The sequence below is a fragment of the Flagellimonas alginilytica genome, assembly GCF_042134605.1.
Lineage (GTDB): Bacteria > Bacteroidota > Bacteroidia > Flavobacteriales > Flavobacteriaceae > Flagellimonas > Flagellimonas alginolytica.
On sequence record NZ_CP169638.1, the window covers coordinates 1,229,117 to 1,248,801 of the forward strand.

Sequence of the window (19,685 nt, forward strand, 5' to 3'; positions counted from 1 at the left end):
ACAAAATTCAGTTAGACTAAAAAGGATGAAGGCAACAACAAATAGTATAGAATCCTTATCTTAGTTTTCCAATCTGCAATTAAATAATGAGGAAACTTGTTCCGTTTTTACTATTGCTTCTATTTTTTTCTTGCAACGAGCAGGCAAAAAAAGACGTGAGCTCAATCGACCCCGTTAATTGGAACAACCGTATTGCTTCTATATCCGCTAAAGATTCTTTATTGAACGGCACTTCCTACCTCTCCGTGTATTCCGAAATTTATAGTGAGACCGAGCACCGGACACACAACCTTACCAGTACCATCAGTATGCGGAACACCAACCTGACCGACACCATTTATATCACTAAAGCGGAATATTTTGATACCAAAGGCAATCTTATCCGGACTTATTTTGATCAGCCCATCTACATAAAGCCAATGGAAACGGTAGAAATCGTGATCGATGAGAAAGATCAATCCGGTGGTACCGGGGCCAATTTTCTTTTTCAATGGTCGATTAAGCCCGATTCCCACGAACCTTATTTTGAAGGAGTGATGATTTCCACATCCGGGCAACAAGGGCTATCCTTTACCACCGAGGGACGAAGAGTGGAATAACCCACTTGGGCAATAAATACCATAGTTTTAATCCTCCAATAATAGTATCTTGTATATCAATATTGGAACCCATATAGGTTTCCCTTGCACATAAAAACCACACTATGACCGATTTACAAATCGCCAAAGGTGTTTCATTGAAACACATAGCTACCATTGCAGAAAAATTTGGGATCGACTCCGATGAAATTGAAATGTTCGGGAAATACAAGGCCAAACTACCTCTAAAGGCCATTAATAGGACCAAAGCCCAAAACAGTAACCTTATTTTGGTTTCGGCCATTTCCCCGACTCCTGCGGGCGAGGGAAAAACCACTATGTCCATTGGGCTTTCCGAAGGCTTGAACCGCTTGGGCAAAAAAACGACCGTGGTTCTACGGGAGCCTTCTTTAGGTCCTGTTTTTGGCATAAAAGGAGGCGCAACTGGGGGCGGTTATTCCCAAGTTTTGCCCATGGAGGACATCAACCTACATTTTACCGGTGATTTTGCAGCCATTGAAAAAGCGCACAACCTATTATCGGCAGTTATCGACAACAATATTCAAAGTAAGACCAACTCTGTACGATTGGACCCCAGGACCATAGGTTGGAAAAGGGTTATGGACATGAACGATCGTTCCCTCCGGCACATTATTGTAGGCTTGGGCGGTACAACTTCTGGTGTACCCCGCGAAACAGGTTTTGATATTACCGCTGCTTCCGAAATTATGGCCATCCTCTGCTTGGCCGAAAGCCTTAGCGACCTAAAAAAACGCTTGGGCAATATTTTTGTGGGCTACACCTTCGACAAAAAGCCGATCTACGCCAAAGATTTGAAGGCAGAAGGCGCCATGGCTGCTTTATTAAAAGATGCCATAAAACCCAACTTGGTTCAGACTATAGAGGGAAATCCCGCCATTATTCACGGTGGGCCTTTTGCGAACATTGCTCAAGGCACCAATTCTGTGATCGCCACTTTAATGGGCATGTCGCATTCCAATTACACGGTGACCGAAGCTGGATTTGGTTTTGACCTTGGTGCCGAAAAATTCTTCGATATTAAATGCCAGAGTGCCGGCTTAACACCAAAAGCCGTAGTGCTCACTACAACTATTCGCGCGCTAAAATATCATGGGGGAGCAGATTTAAAAACCTTGACAGAACCCAATGTGGAAGCTTTAAAAAAAGGACTTCCGAATTTGGAAAAACACTTGGAGAACATAGCCAAGTTCAAGGTAATCCCTGTTATATCCATAAATAAGTTTGTATCCGACACAGATGAGGAGATTGCCGTGATCAAAGAATTGGCCAATTCCAAAGGAATTCGCGTAGCCGTTGCGAATGTTTGGGCCAAAGGCGGTGAAGGTGCAGAAGAATTGGCCAAAGCAGTAATCGATATTGTAGAGTCCAACGATTCTAATTTTGCACCATTATATAATTGGAAATCCAGTGTAAAAGATAAAATCGCCACCATTGCCACCGAAATTTACGGTGCCGAGTATGTGGATTACACGGCCAAAGCCAAAGCCGACCTCAGAAAAATTTCTGATCTTGGATTGGATCGGCTACCCGTTTGCATAGCAAAAACACAAAAGTCTTTATCGGATAATCCCAAACTATTGGGCAGACCAAAAGACTTTATCATTACGGTGCGGGAAATAGAAATTGCCGTTGGTGCAGGTTTCTTGATCCCGATTACCGGAAATATTATGCGAATGCCCGGTTTGCCCGCTCATCCAGCTTCCGAAGGAATGGATATTAACGATGATGGTGAAATTACCGGTTTGTTCTAATCCTTAGATTTTCTGCAACCAATAACGCATATCCACCTCTTTGGAAATGATTTCTTTCACCTCCGAAAGTTTTACACGGTTTTGCTCCATGGTGTCCCTGTGACGGATGGTTACCGTATCATCTTCCAATGTTTGATGATCAACGGTAACACAAAACGGTGTTCCTGCCGCATCTTGGCGACGGTAGCGACGGCCTACGGCATCCTTTTCGTCATAATCCACATTGAAATCCCATTTCAATTCGTCCACCAATTTCTGGGCGACTTCGGGAAGTCCATCCCTTTTCAATAATGGGAGTACGGCGACCTTGTTCGGGGCCAGAACGGCCGGAATTTTAAGTACCGTACGTGTGGACCCGTTTTCCAACTCCTCCTCTTGCAAGGAGTTGGAGAAGACCGCCAAGAACATACGATCCAACCCTATGGAAGTTTCCAACACATATGGAGTGTAGCTCTGGTTTTCTTCGTGGTCGAAATATTGTAGTTTTTTACCTGAATATTCTTCATGCTTCCCCAAATCAAAATCGGTACGGGAATGGATTCCCTCCAATTCCTTGAATCCGAATGGGAACTTGAACTCGATATCGGCCGCGGCATCTGCGTAGTGTGCCAATTTTTCGTGGTCGTGGAAACGATAATTGTCTTCTCCCATGCCTAGGGAGAGGTGCCATTTCATCCGTTTTTCCTTCCAAGCTTCGTACCACTCCATTTGGGTGCCCGGTTTTATAAAGAACTGCATTTCCATCTGTTCGAATTCCCTCATCCGGAAAATAAACTGACGCGCTACGATCTCGTTACGGAAAGCTTTTCCTGTTTGGGCTATCCCGAACGGAATTTTCATTCTTCCAGTTTTCTGTACGTTCAAAAAATTGACAAAGATTCCTTGTGCAGTTTCTGGACGAAGGTACAGATCCATCGCGCTATCGGCAGAAGCGCCCAACTTGGTTCCGAACATCAAATTGAACTGCTTTACATCCGTCCAATTTTTAGATCCGGACAATGGACAGGCAATTTCGAGCTCTTCGATCAGTGCTTTTACATCGGCCAAATCTTCCTTTTCCAAAGACTGACCCATTCTTTTTAAAATGGAATCGGCTTTTTCTTGATAGCCCAAAACTCGATTGTTGGTGGCAAGGAATTGTTCTTTGTCAAAGCTATCGCCAAATCGTTTGGCGGCCTTGGTCACTTCTTTCTCGATTTTGGCCTCTATTTTGGCGACATAGTCCTCGATAAGGACATCGGCACGATATCTTTTTTTGGAATCTTTATTATCAATCAACGGATCGTTGAAGGCATCCACGTGGCCCGAGGCTTTCCAAGTGGTAGGGTGCATAAATATGGCAGCATCGATGCCCACAATGTTCTCATTGAGCTGCACCATGGCTTTCCACCAATATTCGCGAATATTCTTTTTTAGCTCCGCACCGTTCTGACCGTAGTCGTAAACAGCACTAAGTCCATCATAAATTTCACTGGATTGGAATACGTACCCATATTCCTTTGCGTGTGAGATTACCTTCTTAAAAACGTCTTCTTGATTTGCCATTGGGCAAAAATAGAATTTTACCCAAAAAGAAATAAGCTATTTCAACTGAAATTCGGTGGAAGCCAACAATCTTTCGTCCTCAAATACATTAAGTGTGTAAATTCCCTCTTCCAAAGAACCTTCCGGAACGGTAATGGCATCACAGATACTGATCTCTTTTCCGGTATATACGATTTCCACCTTTTTACTATAGGTATTCCCACTTACCGAAATGGTATTCGCGTTGTCCTCGACAACCCTCATGTTGGGGTCCAAAAATTGAAGGTAGAGTACTTTAATATCGCCTCTGGAACTTGCATCGCTCAGAATGGTAACGCAACCACGTAATTTTTCGATTACGGAAGCCTTATTGGTTTTGATAGGTCTTCCTGCCCTTAACCTAAATCCGCTACCTTCTGCATCTTGCAGCTTTAAATAGCTTTTTATTCGGAGTTCCCGGGTTAGCTCTTTATTGGTTTCCCTGAGCAGGGATTCGGTTTGTTGCATGCTACTTGCCCTGCCACGGAGTTCTTCCAATTGCTTTATGGTCTCGTCGTACTTACTGACCAACAAGCTATTGTTGTACCTAAGAAAATTATTCTTGAGCTTGAGGCTGTCAAAACGTAGCTCCAACTTTCTTAGCTCTTTTCGGGTTTCCTTTAATTTGGTAATGCTAAAATTTAAGCGTCCCACAGAATCCAAAAGTTGCTGAACCCTAAAGCGCGAGGTTTGGAGCTCGATTTCGTTAACCTCGTTTAAACCGGACAAACGATCCACCTCGGCCCGCATCAACGTCAAATCCTTTACCAAAAGTGACTTTTCTTCTTCTAAATAAATCATTTGGTTCTTGGACTGAGCGTAACTGTAATAAAAGGCTATTAGAATCCCCACGATTACCGCTACCAGAGCGGCAAAAATAATTTTGTAATTGAAATTGTTATCTTGGGAGTTCATGGGGTTGACAATCTGCTCTAAAACATATATAAGTTTTGACACCAAAAAGGTTGGCTAAGATAATAAACGAGATTAACACCATCCTATTGCCAAGGGCATGTTTTGGATGTAATGCGCAATTATTTACCGAAGAGCATATTTTGTGTGCAGTTTGTCGACATGATGTGCCACTCACCGATCATAACTATCTGGAAGAAAATGAAGTGGACCGCATATTTTATGGTAGAGTTCCCATAAAAAAGGCTGCTTCGTTCGTATTTTTCTCAAAAAATGGACCTATAAAAAATTTACTGCATTGGCTCAAGTATAAAAACCAAGAACAAATTGGTGGTTTTTTTGGGGATTGGTGCGGCTCGCTTTTACAGCTACAGGAAGAACTTGATGATATTGAGGTTGTGATCCCTGTTCCCTTACATAACAAAAAACTTAAAAAGCGCGGGTACAACCAAGTTGCGCTATTTGCCCGAACAATTGCAGATCGACTTGGTGTTGTTTACTGCGATGATTGGTTGATCAAGGTAAAAAACACAAAAACACAGACCAAAAAAGGCAGGCAGTGGCGCTGGGAAAGTTCCAAGGATGCCTTTCGCCTAGATTCGTCCAAAAAGTACACCTATAAACAAATATTGCTGGTCGACGATGTGATCACTACAGGGGCCACAATAGAATCCTGTGCCCAAACTCTTCTCCAACAACCGGGTATGGAAATTTCGGTATTGAGTATTGCTGTTGTTCCTGAGGGTTAAAATTTATTAATGAGACACACCAGTTTTTAAATAAGTTGTTTCTTTGTTGCACATTATTTTAGGCATGGTGCACTTAAAAAAACTGTTCGGACTCCTTTTCTTTGCTTTTATGACCTTGGCACTTTGGCAATGTGCCAAACGTGGTTCTCCGAGCGGCGGTCCAAAAGATGTAACCCCACCTAAACTTACCCGTACGGAACCAGAGAATTTTAGCACTAATTTCAAGGCAAAGAAAATTCGACTTTATTTTGATGAATTGATCAAGCTTCAAGATGTACAGAATCAATTAGTGGTATCTCCTCCATTTAAACATGCTGCGGAGATAAAGCCCCAAGGCACCCCCAGCAAGTTTATAGAGGTTACCATAAAGGACACACTTCGTGAAAATACGACGTACACCATCAATTTTGGGCAAAGTATCCAAGACAATAACGAAGGAAACCCCAATAGTTTTTTGAGCTACGTGTTCTCTACAGGGGACTATATTGATTCCTTGACCTTATCCGGAGCGGTAAAAGATGCCGTAAACAGAAAAGCCGATGAATTTATCAGTGTTGTCCTCTACGAAATGGACAGTACCTATACCGATTCCACTATTTACAAAGAGCCCCCTTTGTACATTACCAACACCGGGGATAGTTTGCCGCTCTTTGAATTAAGAAACCTAAAGGCCGGAAAATATGCGCTTTTTGGTTTAAAAGATGTAAACAAGAACAATATGTTCGATCAGGCCCAGGACAAAATTGGGTTTATCGAGGATACCATTACTATTCCGACCGATTCAATCTATTTGCTAAACCTATTTAAGGAAGAATTAAATTATAAAGCTTCGGTACCCAGTTTGGTGGCCAAGAACAAAATAATATTCGGGTATCAAGGCAATCAAACGGATATGGATATCAGTACTATTACTGCTCTTCCCGATTCCGTGAGCACAACTATTTTGAAAGAGCGGGACAAGGATACTTTAAATTTTTGGCTGACACCGACCGAGTTGGATTCCATTGTTTTTCTGGTAAAAAACGACAAGGTCGAGGTTATCGACACCTTTACGGTAAAAATGCGCGACCTCGCCATAGATTCGTTAAAACTTTCTACTTCGGTAAACGGGAAAATTAATTTCGAGGATACTTTTAGCATTTTGGCCAATACGCCCTTGGTTACTCTGGACACCACACAAGTCTCCCTAAATGTAAGCGATTCTATTCCTGCCCCGTACAGTGCCGCTTTGGACACCATAAAAAACAAAATTGATTTTGATTTTGAAACAGAACCCAATCAAAATTATACGTTTACATTGTTGCCCGGGGCCATCACCGATTTCTTCGGGATACAGAACGACACCCTCTCATATAACCTTTCTACCGGTAGTTTTGCCGATTATGGAAATCTGCGCATGGTACTGGGAGGAGACGTAAACTATCCTGTAATTGTTCAGCTCACCAACGAAAAAGGAGAAATTCAGCGTGAGATTTTGGCGCGCGAATCACAAATTTTTGAGTTCAACAACTTGCAACCTGGAAATTATGTTGCCAGAGTAATTTTAGATGAGAATGGCAATGGCAAAATGGATACGGGGAATTTTCTTAAAAAAATCCAACCGGAAAGAGTAAGTTATTATCCCGGAACTATTGAGATCAGAGCTAATTGGGAAAAAGAAGAAACTTTTATTTTATCAAATTAAAAGTGTCCCTGTCTTCCAAAAATTTTAATTTATTTCTTGTATTTTCAATGTGTTCCTTATGCAGTTTGGCATAAAGAATTTCTTCATTTCTCGAGAATACCAACGGTTCGCCGAGTACGTTATAAATTGCCGAATGTCCAGGATATTCAAAACCCAACTCATCGATTCCGCTCCGATTGACCCCGATACTATAGGACATATTCTCTATGGCTCTTGCCTTTAAAAGTGTATCCCAGGCATTAATTCTCTTTTTTGGCCAGTTTGCAACATAAATGAGTATATCGTAGTTTTCGGTGTTCCTTGCCCAAACAGGAAACCGAAGATCATAACATATCATAGGACATATTTTAAATCCTTTGTACTCAAACATCAATTTTTGGTTTCCCGCTTTATAAACCTCATTTTCTCCCGCCAAGGTAAATGTGTGCCTTTTATTATAGGTGTACATTTCCTGATCTGGGGAAACAAAGAACAAACGGTTGTAAAATGCATCTTCTTCCCGATACACAATGCTTCCCATAACCGCCGCATTAGTGTTTTGAGCAATAGTATGCATCCATTGTACAGTAATTTCGCTTTCTTCCTTTACTATGACATCCGGATTCATGGTAAACCCGGTAGTGAACATTTCTGGTAGTACGATCAAATCCACATCATGCGAAATACCTGCTATTTTATCCTCGAACATTTTTCTATTGGCTTCGGGTTTTTCCCAATGCAGATAGGTTTGGATCAATGCGAGGTTCAATGTGGGATACATCTAATATTTTTTTAGGAGTTCCTGCATTTCGGTGATTCCTTGTTCCACCACATGATCCATGGCTGATTTACCCCTAGCATCCTTTACTGTGGCATCTGCGCCATTTTTAAGCAATAGTTCCGCCATATCTTTCCGGTTAAAGGTAACCGCATAAATTAGACAGGTAGCTCCCATCGCATTCTTTACATTTACACTGGCCCCTGCATTGATCAGAGTTTCTGCAATACCTGTATATCCTTTAAAGCAAACTCCCATTAGAGCGGTGTTTCCGGAACCGTCCAAAGCATCGACTTTGGCCCCTTTGTTCAGCAAGGACCGAACAATATCGCTATGTCCATAATACGCAGCCAAAAGCAATGGTGTTGATCCACGTTGATCTTGTGTTTCCAAGAGTACTGGATCGGTCTGCAATAGGCCTTCCACTCCTTGGAGATTTCCATTTCTTATATGGTTGAAGAGTTCTTCCTTTCTATTTTTAGTCATGCTGAAAGTTATAAAAAAACTGCCACAACCGTATGGGTCATGGCAGTATTGAAATTGATTTTCTTTTTCTGTTTATTATGTTTTAATTCAAATCAAATCGGTCTAAGTTCATCACCTTTGTCCATGCAGCCACAAAATCTTTTATGAATTTTGTTTTTGACCCGGACTCGGCATAAACCTCTGCTATTGCTCGCAAAATGGAGTTTGATCCAAATACCAAATCCACACGGGTACCCGACCATTTAAACTCACCGGTTTTTCGGTCAACGCCCTCGTATAATGATTTTTCTTCGTTGGCAGCTTTCCATTCCGTAGACATATCGAGAAGATTCACAAAGAAATCGTTGCTCAACACTCCAATATTCTCGGTAAAAACCCCGTGTCTCGACCCATCAAAATTGGCTCCAAGTACGCGCAAACCTCCAACAAGGGCGGTCATTTCCGGTACGGTAAGTGTCAACAATTGAGCTTTGTCCACCAATAAATGTTCTGCGGGAACTTTAACCCCATCCACCACATAGTTTCTAAATCCATCATAAGGCGTGTTCAAAAAGTCCACTGATTCTATTTCGGTCTGCTCTTGTTTTGCATCGTTACGACCTGGAGTAAACGGTACTTTGGTAGAAACACCAGCGTCCTCGGCTGCTTTTTCTATAGCGGCACTACCCCCCAAGACGATCATATCTGCAAGTGAGATTTTTTTTCCGCCACCTGCATTCTTGTTGAATTCATCTTTGATTCCCTCCAAAACCCGTATGGTTTTATCGGTTCCTTTGTTTACTTCCCAGCTTTTCATAGGTTCCAAATTGATGCGGGCGCCGTTGGCTCCCCCACGTTTATCACCTCCTCGAAAAGTAGCTGCCGATGACCAAGCCGTATAGACCAAATCGGATACTGAGAGATCGGAATCCAATATCTTCGATTTCAACAATGCCACATCGGCATCATCGACCAAAGCATAGTCCACAGCGGGAATTGGGTCTTGCCAAATCAATTCTTCCTTGGGCACTTCTGGTCCAAGGTATCGGGAAACCGGTCCCATATCTCGGTGTGTCAGTTTAAACCACGCTCGAGCATAAGCCTCGGCAAAGGCCTGTGGGTCGTTGTAGAATTTTCGTGAAATCTTCTCATATGCAGGATCAAAACGCAAGGACAGGTCCGTTGTCAACATAGTGGGTTTTCTATTGGGGCCTCCAAAAGGATCAGGAATAATGGCCTCGGCATTTGCCGCTACCCATTGGTGAGCACCGGCAGGGCTTTTGGTCAGTTCCCAATCATACTCGAACAAGAATTTGAAGAAATCGTTGCTCCACTGTACAGGGGTAGATGTCCAAATTACTTCCAACCCAGAAGTAAAGGCGTCTGGACCTTTTCCTGAACCGTTCTTATTTTCCCAGCCAAAGCCTTGCGATGCCAAATCTGCTGCTTCTGGGTCTGCATCCATATCCACTTTTGCGCCATCACCATTACCGTGTGTTTTACCTATGGTATGCCCACCGGCAATCAATGCCACGGTCTCTTCGTCGTTCATTGCCATTCGCTCAAACGTCTCTCGGATGTCGTGTGCGGCAGCTACTGGATCGGGATTGCCATCCGGACCTTCTGGATTTACGTAGATCAATCCCATTTGTACTGCGGCCAATGGATTCTCTATTTCTCGCTCCTCTTTATTATGTTGGTAGCGGCTGTTCGGGGCATCACTCAATGCCAACCATTCAGTTTCGTTCCCCCAGTATACATCTTGGTCCGGTTCCCATACATCTTCTCGACCTCCGGCAAAACCAAAGGTGCGGAAACCTGTGGATTCCAAGGCGACGTTCCCTGCTAATATCATAAGGTCCGCCCACGATATTTTCTGACCGTATTTTTGTTTAATGGGCCATAACAAGCGTCGAGCCTTGTCCAAACTCACGTTGTCGGGCCAGGAGTTCAATGGAGCAAATCTTTGTTGCCCTCGGCCTCCTCCTCCACGTCCATCTTGCACTCTATAGGTTCCGGCACTATGCCATGCCATTCGAATAAACAAACCGGCATAACTGCCAAAGTCGGCAGGCCACCAATCCTGTGAATCGGTCATAAGATCTTTTAGATCTTTTTTGAGAGCTGAATAGTCCAGCTTCTTAAATTCTTCGGCGTAATTAAAATCTTTTCCATGTGGGTTCGATTTTTCTGAGTGTTGGCTCAAAAGTTCCAACCTTAATCGATTAGGCCACCAATCTTCATTCTGCGTACCTCCACCGGCAACTTCACTTAAAAAAGGACATTGACTTGCATCTGCCCCATTAGCCATTTCTTTACTCATGATGATATTGTTTTTTAAAGGTTTTTCGGATTACTAAAATTACAAAAAGTAGATCTCTAATCATAGACGTTTGATATTAAAATACTATTAAATCATAACTGTTCTCTATCCTTATTGATTCATTATATGTAAAGTTTAGCTCATATGCTTTTCTTAACAATTATTGTGAAAGTCTTTCCTGTAAACGACTTACGCGTTTTCTACCTTTGAATTGAATACAAAAAACAACAGATATGAAAAAAATAAAATCAGTGATCGTTGTGGCCTTGATGTTTATTGGAACAAGTGCCATAGCCCAGAACAGTAAGGACAGAAAGATTATGGCCGATTCGGAGAGGGCCAAAACAACCCTATTGGAAACCAGTCCTGCTTTGGACCAGTTTTTTGAAGAATCCGCAGGTTACGTTATTTTTCCTAATGTTGGAAAAGGAGGATTTATTATTGGCGGGGCATCGGGCAATGGTGTGGTCTATGAAGACGGTGATGCCGTGGGCATGGCAAATCTTAAAAAATTGAATATCGGGCTACAGGCTGGTGGACAGGCTATTATTGAAGTTATTTTCTTTGAGACCGAAGTGGACCTGCAACGTTTTAAAACCGAGAAGTTCCAGTTTGCGGCAGAAACTTCTGCTGTGGCCCTAAAATCCGGAATTGCTTTTGAGGCCAAATACAAAGACGGTGTAGCCGTTTTTGCACTTCCGAAGGCCGGTCTTATGGCAGATGCATCGGTCGGTGGACAAAAATTTAAGTATACGGCTTTCTAAAATCTTGAATTTAATATTTAAAGCCCCATAAATGGGGCTTTTTTTATCTATCTATACCAACAGAATATTGTTTCTCCAAAACTTTAATCATTTTGTCTCTTTTTTTCTTTTTTTTGAAGGATGAAGAAAATAATGGTAATGAAATACCAATCTCCAATGTGCCTAAAGCAATTAGACTTCCACCAACAATGACGTGACCTGTGTTTTCACTTATATGGGTGTCATCACAATCACCATCTTGAGACAAGATTAAAATCCCTCCAGTAAGCATCAAAAGACCTAGCCCCGAAAAACTACCCCCCATAATTAGATTCTTCTTTCGTTTACGATCAATCTCCAAAATATCATAAATGTGCTGTTCATTGGCTTTACTGTGCTGAATCAAATCTGTATATTCCAATCCCAAATTATCCAATCGTTGGCGTTGTTTTGGCGTCAATTCTTGAGCGGAGAGTTGGGCTAGGCCCAAGAAGAATATAATAATAGAAACGATTTTATTTTCCATTTCATTACTATGTGGTTGAAAGCCCAACCCCTAAAGGGGTTTTGGGGCCAAGCTATACTATCAGTTGCACGGGCCACCGCAATCTGTGGCATTATTGTAATCTTCCTCAGTGAACACAAAATCCTCTATCAAATCACCATATATACATACATCAATAGGGTTTCTGCTATTTTCATTGCATTGTTCCTTAAATGTTGCAATGCGTTCATTTCCATATATTATAACCAATGAATCATTTAATCCGTTCCCATCTAGAAAATTTTTGTAATTATATTCACTTGGTGGTAAACCGTCTTTAAAAACTTTCTCGATTTTTTCATTGATCTCAAGATTTGTGATTTTGGGCGAAGAGTCAGGAAAATCGGAACGATAACTTTTAATAACTATTGGTTTTCCGCTATTGTTCGTTATTGAATAATAGTATACATCTCCTTCGCCTCGATCTGTACCACAGCCAAAAAATAGAATTGCCAGTACGATGTTTAGATATTTCATAGTTAAATTTAGTCTTTCCAATTATTAAATAATTCATTTAAATATTGCTCTGAAGAATTATTATACCTGTTTCTAATATTGTTTCGCCATTGTTCCCATGACCTGGCACCCCTTAAAGCATCTTCCAGTTGCTTTATGGAATATCCTTTCACCCTGTCTTTTGGATAATGAATACCATAAGTTTGTTGTTGGTTCACATTATCAATCATGTCGTAGCCCGCCGAGGTATAATATAGATTAAAGTCAATTCTTTGATTTTGGTATTTGTTTCTTTTATAATCATAGTTTGTTAAATTATATTTATTTTGATATCTCTGAAGAGCAAAAACTATCTCCACTGTAGATGCCCAAGTCTCCAAAAGCCTTCTTCGATTTTTCCCAGTAGGCCCGGGATTATTACAGCCGTTTAGAGATGTACATGGTCCAGTCCAAGCGTCCCAGACCACCGCATTATAAGCTCTCCTATCCACTTCTCTATGAGCGGCATGGGCGAGTTCATGCACAATAGTGCCATAGACAAAGTCGGATCTTGTTCTCCACTCCATCAAGGATATGTCACTGCCAAACCATATTCTACGCGCCTTTACATATGATGATCTGTCATTTTTAAGTCTTGCTGCAATTTTCAACTGTCTACGAAAAAAGCTGTTCCGTGGTGGGGAAGTCAACCCAAACCTACCTCCATAATAGTAATCATGCGCCCCTTGATGGATCAGAGCATAATATTGCTGCCTATCATCCACTACGTTACTGGTCGATTTGCCCAATCTCACAATCCAGTCTCCCCTTTTTTTAGGGCCATTAAGAATTGCTTGGCCAAAAGTACCTGATCTGATACTATACTGATACCTATCCCATTTAATACTATAATTGGCTTTTCTTCTAAATCTACCATTACATGAAAACCTACCTTTGCTATCTGTAAACCCTCTTCTTGTTGTAAACCACCTACGAGCCCTTACTTTTACCCCGGATACACCTACATAAGATTGAGTGACATGATCATACACCCTTATGATTCCCGAGGGTCTCCATTTGCTCTTTGCTGTGGCTGAACCCCCTATTTCTCCCTCATCCATATTTCCCGTTAAATGCAATGATTCGTCAACAAGTTGATATATTGTCTCTTTAGAGGCAAAAGAACTTTTCTCGTCCCCATCTGAATCAATTTCCTCATCCGGAATAAACAACTCTTCCAAAATCTCGAACTCTACGTCTTTTGGGATTTCCTGGGAAACCGGAATGGAAGCATATTGATAGGTAGGTTGATCGATTGGAAGTTCAGGGTCATGGTAAAACTCTCCTTCTTCACTCATTTCATGATCTAGAGGAACATCATACAATACTAAAGTGGAGTCTGTTTTGAGTATAGCTAGCTCATCTTCGTCTTTTGGTTTGAACTTTACATATAGGTGAGTGGCTTTTATTTCACCGTCTTTTGACACTTTGGATTTTGCTTGTAAACTTTCCCAAGCTTTCCTCATATTTACCACTGAGTAAGGATTTTCCAGTTTTTTGCCAAGCTTGATCATTTGTAACGTATCACTTTCCTCTAAATTAAATTGTTGCGAAGAATCTTCGGGTTCTACCTGCTCTTTTTGGCAGGAGACCAATAAAGAAATTACCATTGCCTTACATGCAATAGCCCAATACATTTTTGTTGTTCTCATAGTTTAGAGTTTTAATTTTATTGGGGTATGCATCTGTATTTTAAATTTAAGGTAATGATATTGGATGTGTACATCGAGGATCGATTGACGAGTACCCCATTTGAGTTGACAGAAAAGCCTTATCAATTGACAAGTGTTTAATCCTATATTTAGGTATAAGTTACTCCCTAATCCCAGGGGAAAAATCCTCGGGGGCATTTTGGGGCGTTTTAATGGTTCCTGCATCTCCCGAATCGTTAAAAATGGTCCATTCACCAAAGGTGAAGATGGGACTGCCCAACAAAATATCAGAATTTCGAACGGCACGCCCATCTTCAAACTCATGATCGGTGCCTGTTCCATCCTCTCCAATTACTCCGAACACATCGATTACCTCGCCAAAAGGATCAACCAATTCCAGATTATCATCCCCATTGGAGTCTGCCGGGCTATTGGTGGACACGCCCAAGTCTGGTGCAAAGCCGTAAACCAGCTCAAATTCTTCCGCATTGGGCGAAATGACCAAAGTACTTTCCGGACCAATAACAACGCCCGACAAATCAATAGTGGAGCTAACTTCTGTATTATCGTTAGTGTATCGTCGGAGTGTCCACAGGTTTAAATCCAATGGTTCCAAAGCGGAATTGTACAGTTCTACAAACCGAGCTTTTGAATTATTGTCCGGGTCTGCCAATTCGGAAATAAATATTTGATCAGAGGTGAACTCTGTAATAATTTCTGGGCAACGCTCTTCGGTAAAATTTACATCTTCCAAGGTGCGAACAAACAATTGCGGAACATCTCCATCCTTTGTCAAAATAGCTGTAAGCGTCCCGTTATTTTCAGGTAAAGATTCGGCTTGGAAGTCGGCATACCCACTATTCACGAGCATAATCTCATTTTCTTCACAATCCTGTATGCCTCGTTCCGTCTCTTCTTCTGCAATGATGTAGGTTTCCCCCAAAATTTCATCAGCAAATTCAACACTTTGCAATTGCACTACTATGTTTGATGGCAGGCTGTTCATTTCGGGAATGGTTGTGACCACAGGATCTACAATTCCGCCACCGTCACACGACACAAAAAGGTGCTCCAATACTTTTCCAGAAGGTATCCTCCCGATGGAAATGTTTCCAAATGAAGAAAAAACACTGCCTATTCGAATATTGTTGCCCTTTTTGCTCAAATAAAGACCTTTTAATTTTACATATACTTTACTCCCTAATGGGAATTTTAAATGCGATTCCCTCAAATCCATTTCCAATTGAATTCCTTTGGACGGATTGCTCAATGCATCTTGCAGATAAAGCTCTCCGAAAAAGTTCCCAGCCCGGTCAGATGAAATCACGTAGCCTTCCAAAATCAAATCCTCTTGAATTTGGACTACCTCTTCTTGCACCAACGAATCCAAGTCTTCAAAGGAGATGTTGGCGGCCATATCGGTCTCACAATTACTGCCAATTTCATCAAATTCCCTTCCATCAACACAACATAAAAGAGTCATTGATCCAATAACAATAATGGTTTTAAACAGTACATTTTTCATAAGTAGGATTTAAAAGCTAATGGCCAAGTTCAAGAAATAGGTCCTCCCGTAACTGTACCAATATTTGGGTGCAAAAGAGGGAGAGCCGCTTTGATTGTCTTGTTTCAACTGACCAAAATTTCCGTTCCGGCTCTGTTCGTAACCGCCAGTTCGGAAGACTGTATCAAAAACATTGTTGATGCTGGCAAAAAAGCTGATGTACTTTCCATCAATAAGCCAAGATTTACCTCCGACCAGATTGAGCAAATAGATATCATCAAGCTTATTTTGCTTTAGCAATTTGGCTACATTTTCCTCCGTAGCATCGGAAAAGGTTTCACCGGTTTCCGGGTCTATTAAAAAACTTGCAGTTCTGGTAATTGTAGACAGATTGATGTAATTATTGGTGAGAAAATTGGTGGTTCCGCTTATCCACCAATACTTTGGAGCTCTGTAGGAAACTCCCAGCGCAAATGCCGTCTGGGGTCCCTGGGCCAATTTTAGGTCTTTAAGGGTGGCAACGCCCAAGTCAATATTTCCTTCTGGCGCTATCAGGTCTTCCTCAGCACCTGCAGTATCAAAATTGATTTGGACAGATGGGTCGCTAGCGTACACATAATGCCCCAAATTTCCGGCAGCGGTCAATTTTACCGTAGATGATGCCTCGTACTCGAAGCCAAACTCAATGCCTTTATGTAGCCTATCCAATCCCGTGATCACCTCCTGTACAAAATCGGAACCGAGTCCTGAATCCACAAAAAAGAAATTGATATCCGTGGTATGCTGGAATCTTGTGTAAAACGCACTGATTCGTCCTGTTAAGCGTGGCAAGCGCACAAAATAGCTCAAATCCACACTGCTTACCAACTCTTTCTGAAGCTCAGGAACTATTTCGTTGTTTTCCCTTGGGTTGATGAATATATTTTGAACAATAGGTGACCGTTCCACCATGGCTGCATTTGCAGCAAACCAATGCCTCCCCGTTAAGAAATAGGTAAATCCTCCTTTGTAGGCCAAATTGGAAAATGCTATTTTCTCGCCCGTTCCAAAGGAATTTTCCAAATAGCGCTCGTTTTTAAAGAATCCGTTACGCTGCACATTAAAATTGGAGTACGAGGCGGAAGCAAATCCATTCCACTTTTTGGCATTAAGTTTCACCTGTGCAAATCCTTCCAACTGCGAGGCATCTAAATTGTAATGGTAATTGAATTTTTCACCTTCAGTTTTCTGTAATTCTCCATCGACATGGTTCAATGTACTGGAAAAGGTATCCATATCCTCATGATAACTGGCACCCAACAGATCTTGAATCTCTGCATAATTTTCTGATGATGTGGATCTAAAATTTCCACCAAATCCCAGTTTAATGAAATCGCTCAATGTATAATTGAAGCTAGTGGCTGCAGAAATAGTTGTGTTGTGAGCAATATCATCATAAAGCAGGTAAGCTGCTTTTTCTCCATTGTTACTGTTAGCCGTGTAGAGTTGTCCCCAATCCAATTGCGGGTTCTCCAAAAAGGCTTCTCTTGCCAAGTTGGCATTTATAAAGTCCGCTCCAATGGAACTGTTGATGTGGTAGCTGGGCAAATAGCGATAGTAGGTCGGGTCGGGATTCGGCGCATTGTAATAGCCAAGTCTGCTTCTGGAATTGATCCCCGTTTGATAGGCAAGTCCAATATTCCAATCGATTTTATTCTTATCCAATGCATAGTTCAAGAGAAATAACGGTTCAAAAACCTCTCGTTCCCTAGAATTCCTGATTTTTCCATCCTGTTTTCCCCAATACGGATTGTACTGGTTGCCCCTCAAATCAAAAACCTCCTCCGTTAAGGCTGAAGAACGTCCGCGCCGGTTACGTGCCAAAATTGAGGTAAATGTGATGCTATTTTGTGGGTTGAACTGGTACTCTATTGCTCCAAAAACTGAATAAGCATCGTACAACGTACCTTCTACAAACCCCTCTTTGGCCCACCGCCGCGAAACGGATACCGAATAAGCCAATCCCCTCGGTTTTTCTCCTGAGTTATAAGTGGTCATAAGTCTACCGCGATAGGTACGATTGGAAGCTGATGAAGATAAGCGTAGGCCTGGACGCATAACAGAGGGCCGGGTGTTGATATTGGTATTTCCCAAAATGCCCCCAAATGTATAGGGATCGAATGTTAGACCATTGGTAAATTCTTGATTTCGTACCGCATCATTAAGTCCGCCCCAATTGTTCCATTGCGGCCTCCCATCAAAAAATTTATTCACTGGAATACCATTAATTAGCACTTGTCCATTTCTGGAATCGTAACCTCGTACCTTAAAAAATGCTTGACCAAAATCAAAAGCGGCACGGTTCAAGAAAATGTCGCGTGTAGATTGCAACAATCCCATGGAAGTGGAAACGGTTTCAGCATCATCGGACAGGTCGCCATCGGTAAGCGAAATCAAATTATCCGTTTGCTCGTGGGCAATATCCCGTTCGAGATAAATCAGCCCTAAATCAATCGGGTTTCCTTCCAAATAGACCGAAAATCGCTTCGATATAAAATCCAAAGCGGAAATACGGAGCATTTGCTCTCCGGATTTGGACAAGGTAATTTCAAAGGCTCCGTTCTTGTTTGTCTCAAATTCTTGTGAAGTGTTTTCCAATGTAATTATAGCATTGGAAATGGGCACATCCGAACCCTTTTCCATTAATTGTCCTGTAATTCGAGTACTATGTTGTGCATACAGCAATTCACAACAACAAAGCACGGCCACTACTATGGCTAGCCTCATAGCGTATTGTAGGTTAATTAAGAAAAAAGGGGTTGTAATTGCTGTACAAACTGCGGAAAAGCGAACAATTCTACATATTTTAGCTACAAAATCAAAATAAAATGCGATTATTAATATGCCTACTTGTATTAATATCGACCTCACTGTATGGACAAAAGTCCAAGGCTTACACCTTAAGAACAATTGCTTTTTACAACTGTGAAAACCTGTTCGATACGGTAAACGACTCCCTTACTTTTGATGACGACCGCACCCCGGAAGGACGGTACAACTGGACAGAAGAGCGCTACTTGAAAAAGGTGGAAAACCTATCCAAGGTCATTTCCAAAATTGGTTATGAGACGTCCAAAACATCTCCGGATATTATTGGTCTCTGCGAGGTTGAAAATCTGGATGTGCTTGAAGATTTGGTGCAACATCCCAACTTGCGGGAAAAGGATTATGGCATCATTCATTTTGATTCGCCCGATGGACGTGGAATTGATGTTGCCCTACTTTACAAAAAGGCTTCCTTTATTCCATCGTCGTTCAAAAGTCATAGGCTTTTGTTGTTTGATGACATGGGGGAACGGGAATATACCCGTGATCAGTTGGTGGTCGGCGGCACCATGGATCAAGAAGAAGTCTATTTTATTGTGAACCATTGGCCCTCCCGAAGGGGTGGTGCCGCCAAAAGCCAGCCGTTTCGGGTACGGGCGGCCTTGCTCAATAAGCGCATCATAGATTCCATTCAAAAATTGGATTTGGATGCTAAAATTATTGCCATGGGAGACCTAAACGATGACCCCATTGATGACAGTTTGAAAAAAATACTGAAAACAAAAGTCAAAAAAGACCAATTGGATAGTTTGGGCCTTTACAATCCGATGGAGGCCATGTTTAAGAAAGGCGTTGGCTCTTTAGCATATCGAGATAAATGGAACTTGTTCGACCAAATGTTTTTTACATCCAATTTGGTGACCGAAGACCGAACTAGGCTCACATTCTGGAAAGCTGGTATCTTTGCGCCAGAATTCATCCGAACCGACAAAGGAAGGTTCAAGGGTTATCCTTGGCGCACATACTCTGGCGGCACCTACACGGCTGGATACAGCGACCACTTTCCTGCGTATTTGTTTTTGTTGAAGGAGGTACGGTGATGGATTTCCTGTTAACTG

At 41.8% G+C, this 19,685-nt stretch carries 16 protein-coding genes; 6 read left to right on the plus strand and 10 right to left on the minus strand.

Annotation, left to right across the window (positions count from 1 at the left end):
* Nucleotides 1–86: 86 nt before the first annotated feature.
* Both ABTP35_RS05420 and ABTP35_RS05425 read left to right on the plus strand, forming a co-directional pair.
* A complete protein-coding gene (locus tag ABTP35_RS05420; RefSeq protein WP_293298582.1) occupies nucleotides 87–599 on the plus strand; it encodes a DUF3124 domain-containing protein in 513 nt (170 codons plus the stop codon).
* A gap of 104 nt (nucleotides 600–703) precedes the next feature.
* Nucleotides 704–2,371, plus strand: a complete 1,668-nt coding sequence (locus ABTP35_RS05425; RefSeq protein ID WP_293298579.1) for a formate--tetrahydrofolate ligase — start codon at nucleotides 704–706, stop codon at nucleotides 2,369–2,371.
* 3 nt (nucleotides 2,372–2,374) lie between these two features.
* Here ABTP35_RS05425 and ABTP35_RS05430 read toward each other — a convergent pair whose 3' ends face one another.
* Together ABTP35_RS05430 and ABTP35_RS05435 are read right to left on the minus strand one after the other, a co-directional pair.
* Nucleotides 2,375–3,916: a glycine--tRNA ligase gene (locus tag ABTP35_RS05430; protein ID WP_224836190.1), complete on the minus strand. Its 1,542-nt coding sequence runs from the start codon at nucleotides 3,914–3,916 to the stop codon at nucleotides 2,375–2,377.
* Nucleotides 3,917–3,952: 36 nt separating this feature from the next.
* Nucleotides 3,953–4,891: a hypothetical protein gene (locus tag ABTP35_RS05435; RefSeq protein ID WP_313790263.1), complete on the minus strand. Its 939-nt coding sequence runs from the start codon at nucleotides 4,889–4,891 to the stop codon at nucleotides 3,953–3,955.
* Between the two features lie 8 nt (nucleotides 4,892–4,899).
* Between ABTP35_RS05435 and ABTP35_RS05440 the strand changes: the two genes are divergently transcribed.
* Nucleotides 4,900–5,595, plus strand: a complete 696-nt coding sequence (locus ABTP35_RS05440; protein WP_293298576.1) for a ComF family protein — start codon at nucleotides 4,900–4,902, stop codon at nucleotides 5,593–5,595.
* A 64-nt stretch (nucleotides 5,596–5,659) separates the two neighbouring features.
* Nucleotides 5,660–7,279: an Ig-like domain-containing protein gene (locus ABTP35_RS05445; protein WP_293299141.1), complete on the plus strand. Its 1,620-nt coding sequence runs from the start codon at nucleotides 5,660–5,662 to the stop codon at nucleotides 7,277–7,279.
* Here the strand turns inward: ABTP35_RS05445 and ABTP35_RS05450 are convergent.
* The 3 genes from ABTP35_RS05450 to katG form a co-directional block, all read right to left on the minus strand.
* A complete protein-coding gene (locus ABTP35_RS05450; protein WP_293298573.1) occupies nucleotides 7,263–8,039 on the minus strand; it encodes a nitrilase family protein in 777 nt (258 codons plus the stop codon). The two genes, ABTP35_RS05445 and ABTP35_RS05450, sit on opposite strands and share 17 nt — an antisense overlap.
* Nucleotides 8,040–8,522: an ankyrin repeat domain-containing protein gene (locus tag ABTP35_RS05455; RefSeq protein ID WP_293298571.1), complete on the minus strand. Its 483-nt coding sequence runs from the start codon at nucleotides 8,520–8,522 to the stop codon at nucleotides 8,040–8,042.
* Nucleotides 8,523–8,604: 82 nt separating this feature from the next.
* Nucleotides 8,605–10,824, minus strand: a complete 2,220-nt coding sequence (gene katG / locus ABTP35_RS05460) for a catalase/peroxidase HPI (RefSeq protein WP_375334474.1) — start codon at nucleotides 10,822–10,824, stop codon at nucleotides 8,605–8,607.
* Between the two features lie 233 nt (nucleotides 10,825–11,057).
* Here katG and ABTP35_RS05465 point away from each other — a divergent pair, with 233 nt between their 5' ends.
* Complete coding sequence (locus ABTP35_RS05465) at nucleotides 11,058–11,588, plus strand: lipid-binding SYLF domain-containing protein (RefSeq protein ID WP_293298568.1); 531 nt, start codon at nucleotides 11,058–11,060, stop codon at nucleotides 11,586–11,588.
* Nucleotides 11,589–11,631: 43 nt separating this feature from the next.
* Here the strand turns inward: ABTP35_RS05465 and ABTP35_RS05470 are convergent, their stop codons facing one another.
* From ABTP35_RS05470 to ABTP35_RS05490, 5 genes are all read right to left on the minus strand, one after another.
* A complete protein-coding gene (locus ABTP35_RS05470; protein ID WP_293298565.1) occupies nucleotides 11,632–12,093 on the minus strand; it encodes a hypothetical protein in 462 nt (153 codons plus the stop codon).
* A 60-nt stretch (nucleotides 12,094–12,153) separates the two neighbouring features.
* On the minus strand, nucleotides 12,154–12,588 hold the full coding sequence (locus tag ABTP35_RS05475) for a hypothetical protein (protein WP_293298562.1): 435 nt from the start codon (nucleotides 12,586–12,588) through the stop codon (nucleotides 12,154–12,156).
* A gap of 8 nt (nucleotides 12,589–12,596) precedes the next feature.
* Nucleotides 12,597–14,258: a hypothetical protein gene (locus ABTP35_RS05480; protein ID WP_293298559.1), complete on the minus strand. Its 1,662-nt coding sequence runs from the start codon at nucleotides 14,256–14,258 to the stop codon at nucleotides 12,597–12,599.
* A gap of 160 nt (nucleotides 14,259–14,418) precedes the next feature.
* Nucleotides 14,419–15,783: a DUF5689 domain-containing protein gene (locus tag ABTP35_RS05485; RefSeq protein ID WP_293298557.1), complete on the minus strand. Its 1,365-nt coding sequence runs from the start codon at nucleotides 15,781–15,783 to the stop codon at nucleotides 14,419–14,421.
* A gap of 9 nt (nucleotides 15,784–15,792) precedes the next feature.
* Nucleotides 15,793–18,528, minus strand: coding sequence for a TonB-dependent receptor (locus ABTP35_RS05490; RefSeq protein WP_293298554.1), 2,736 nt, complete (start codon nucleotides 18,526–18,528; stop codon nucleotides 15,793–15,795).
* Nucleotides 18,529–18,629: 101 nt separating this feature from the next.
* On the opposite strand from ABTP35_RS05490, the gene ABTP35_RS05495 reads away from it, so the two are divergent.
* A complete protein-coding gene (locus ABTP35_RS05495) occupies nucleotides 18,630–19,667 on the plus strand; it encodes an endonuclease/exonuclease/phosphatase family protein (protein ID WP_293298551.1) in 1,038 nt (345 codons plus the stop codon).
* Nucleotides 19,668–19,685: the final 18 nt, after the last annotated feature.

Bases quoted from the DNA above. Each gene is read 5' to 3' on its own strand.
- ABTP35_RS05480 (WP_293298559.1), bottom strand. From the start codon at position 14,258: ATGAGAACAACAAAAATGTATTGGGCTATTGCATGTAAGGCAATGGTA.
- ABTP35_RS05470 (WP_293298565.1), bottom strand. From the start codon at position 12,093: ATGGAAAATAAAATCGTTTCTATTATTATATTCTTCTTGGGCCTAGCC.
- ABTP35_RS05465 (WP_293298568.1), top strand. From the start codon at position 11,058: ATGAAAAAAATAAAATCAGTGATCGTTGTGGCCTTGATGTTTATTGGA.
- ABTP35_RS05455 (WP_293298571.1), bottom strand. From the start codon at position 8,522: ATGACTAAAAATAGAAAGGAAGAACTCTTCAACCATATAAGAAATGGA.
- ABTP35_RS05475 (WP_293298562.1), bottom strand. From the start codon at position 12,588: ATGAAATATCTAAACATCGTACTGGCAATTCTATTTTTTGGCTGTGGT.
- katG (WP_375334474.1), bottom strand. From the start codon at position 10,824: ATGAGTAAAGAAATGGCTAATGGGGCAGATGCAAGTCAATGTCCTTTT.
- ABTP35_RS05445 (WP_293299141.1), top strand. From the start codon at position 5,660: ATGGTGCACTTAAAAAAACTGTTCGGACTCCTTTTCTTTGCTTTTATG.
- ABTP35_RS05430 (WP_224836190.1), bottom strand. From the start codon at position 3,916: ATGGCAAATCAAGAAGACGTTTTTAAGAAGGTAATCTCACACGCAAAG.
- ABTP35_RS05420 (WP_293298582.1), top strand. From the start codon at position 87: ATGAGGAAACTTGTTCCGTTTTTACTATTGCTTCTATTTTTTTCTTGC.
- ABTP35_RS05485 (WP_293298557.1), bottom strand. From the start codon at position 15,783: ATGAAAAATGTACTGTTTAAAACCATTATTGTTATTGGATCAATGACT.
- ABTP35_RS05490 (WP_293298554.1), bottom strand. From the start codon at position 18,528: ATGAGGCTAGCCATAGTAGTGGCCGTGCTTTGTTGTTGTGAATTGCTG.
- ABTP35_RS05425 (WP_293298579.1), top strand. From the start codon at position 704: ATGACCGATTTACAAATCGCCAAAGGTGTTTCATTGAAACACATAGCT.
- ABTP35_RS05495 (WP_293298551.1), top strand. From the start codon at position 18,630: ATGCGATTATTAATATGCCTACTTGTATTAATATCGACCTCACTGTAT.
- ABTP35_RS05450 (WP_293298573.1), bottom strand. From the start codon at position 8,039: ATGTATCCCACATTGAACCTCGCATTGATCCAAACCTATCTGCATTGG.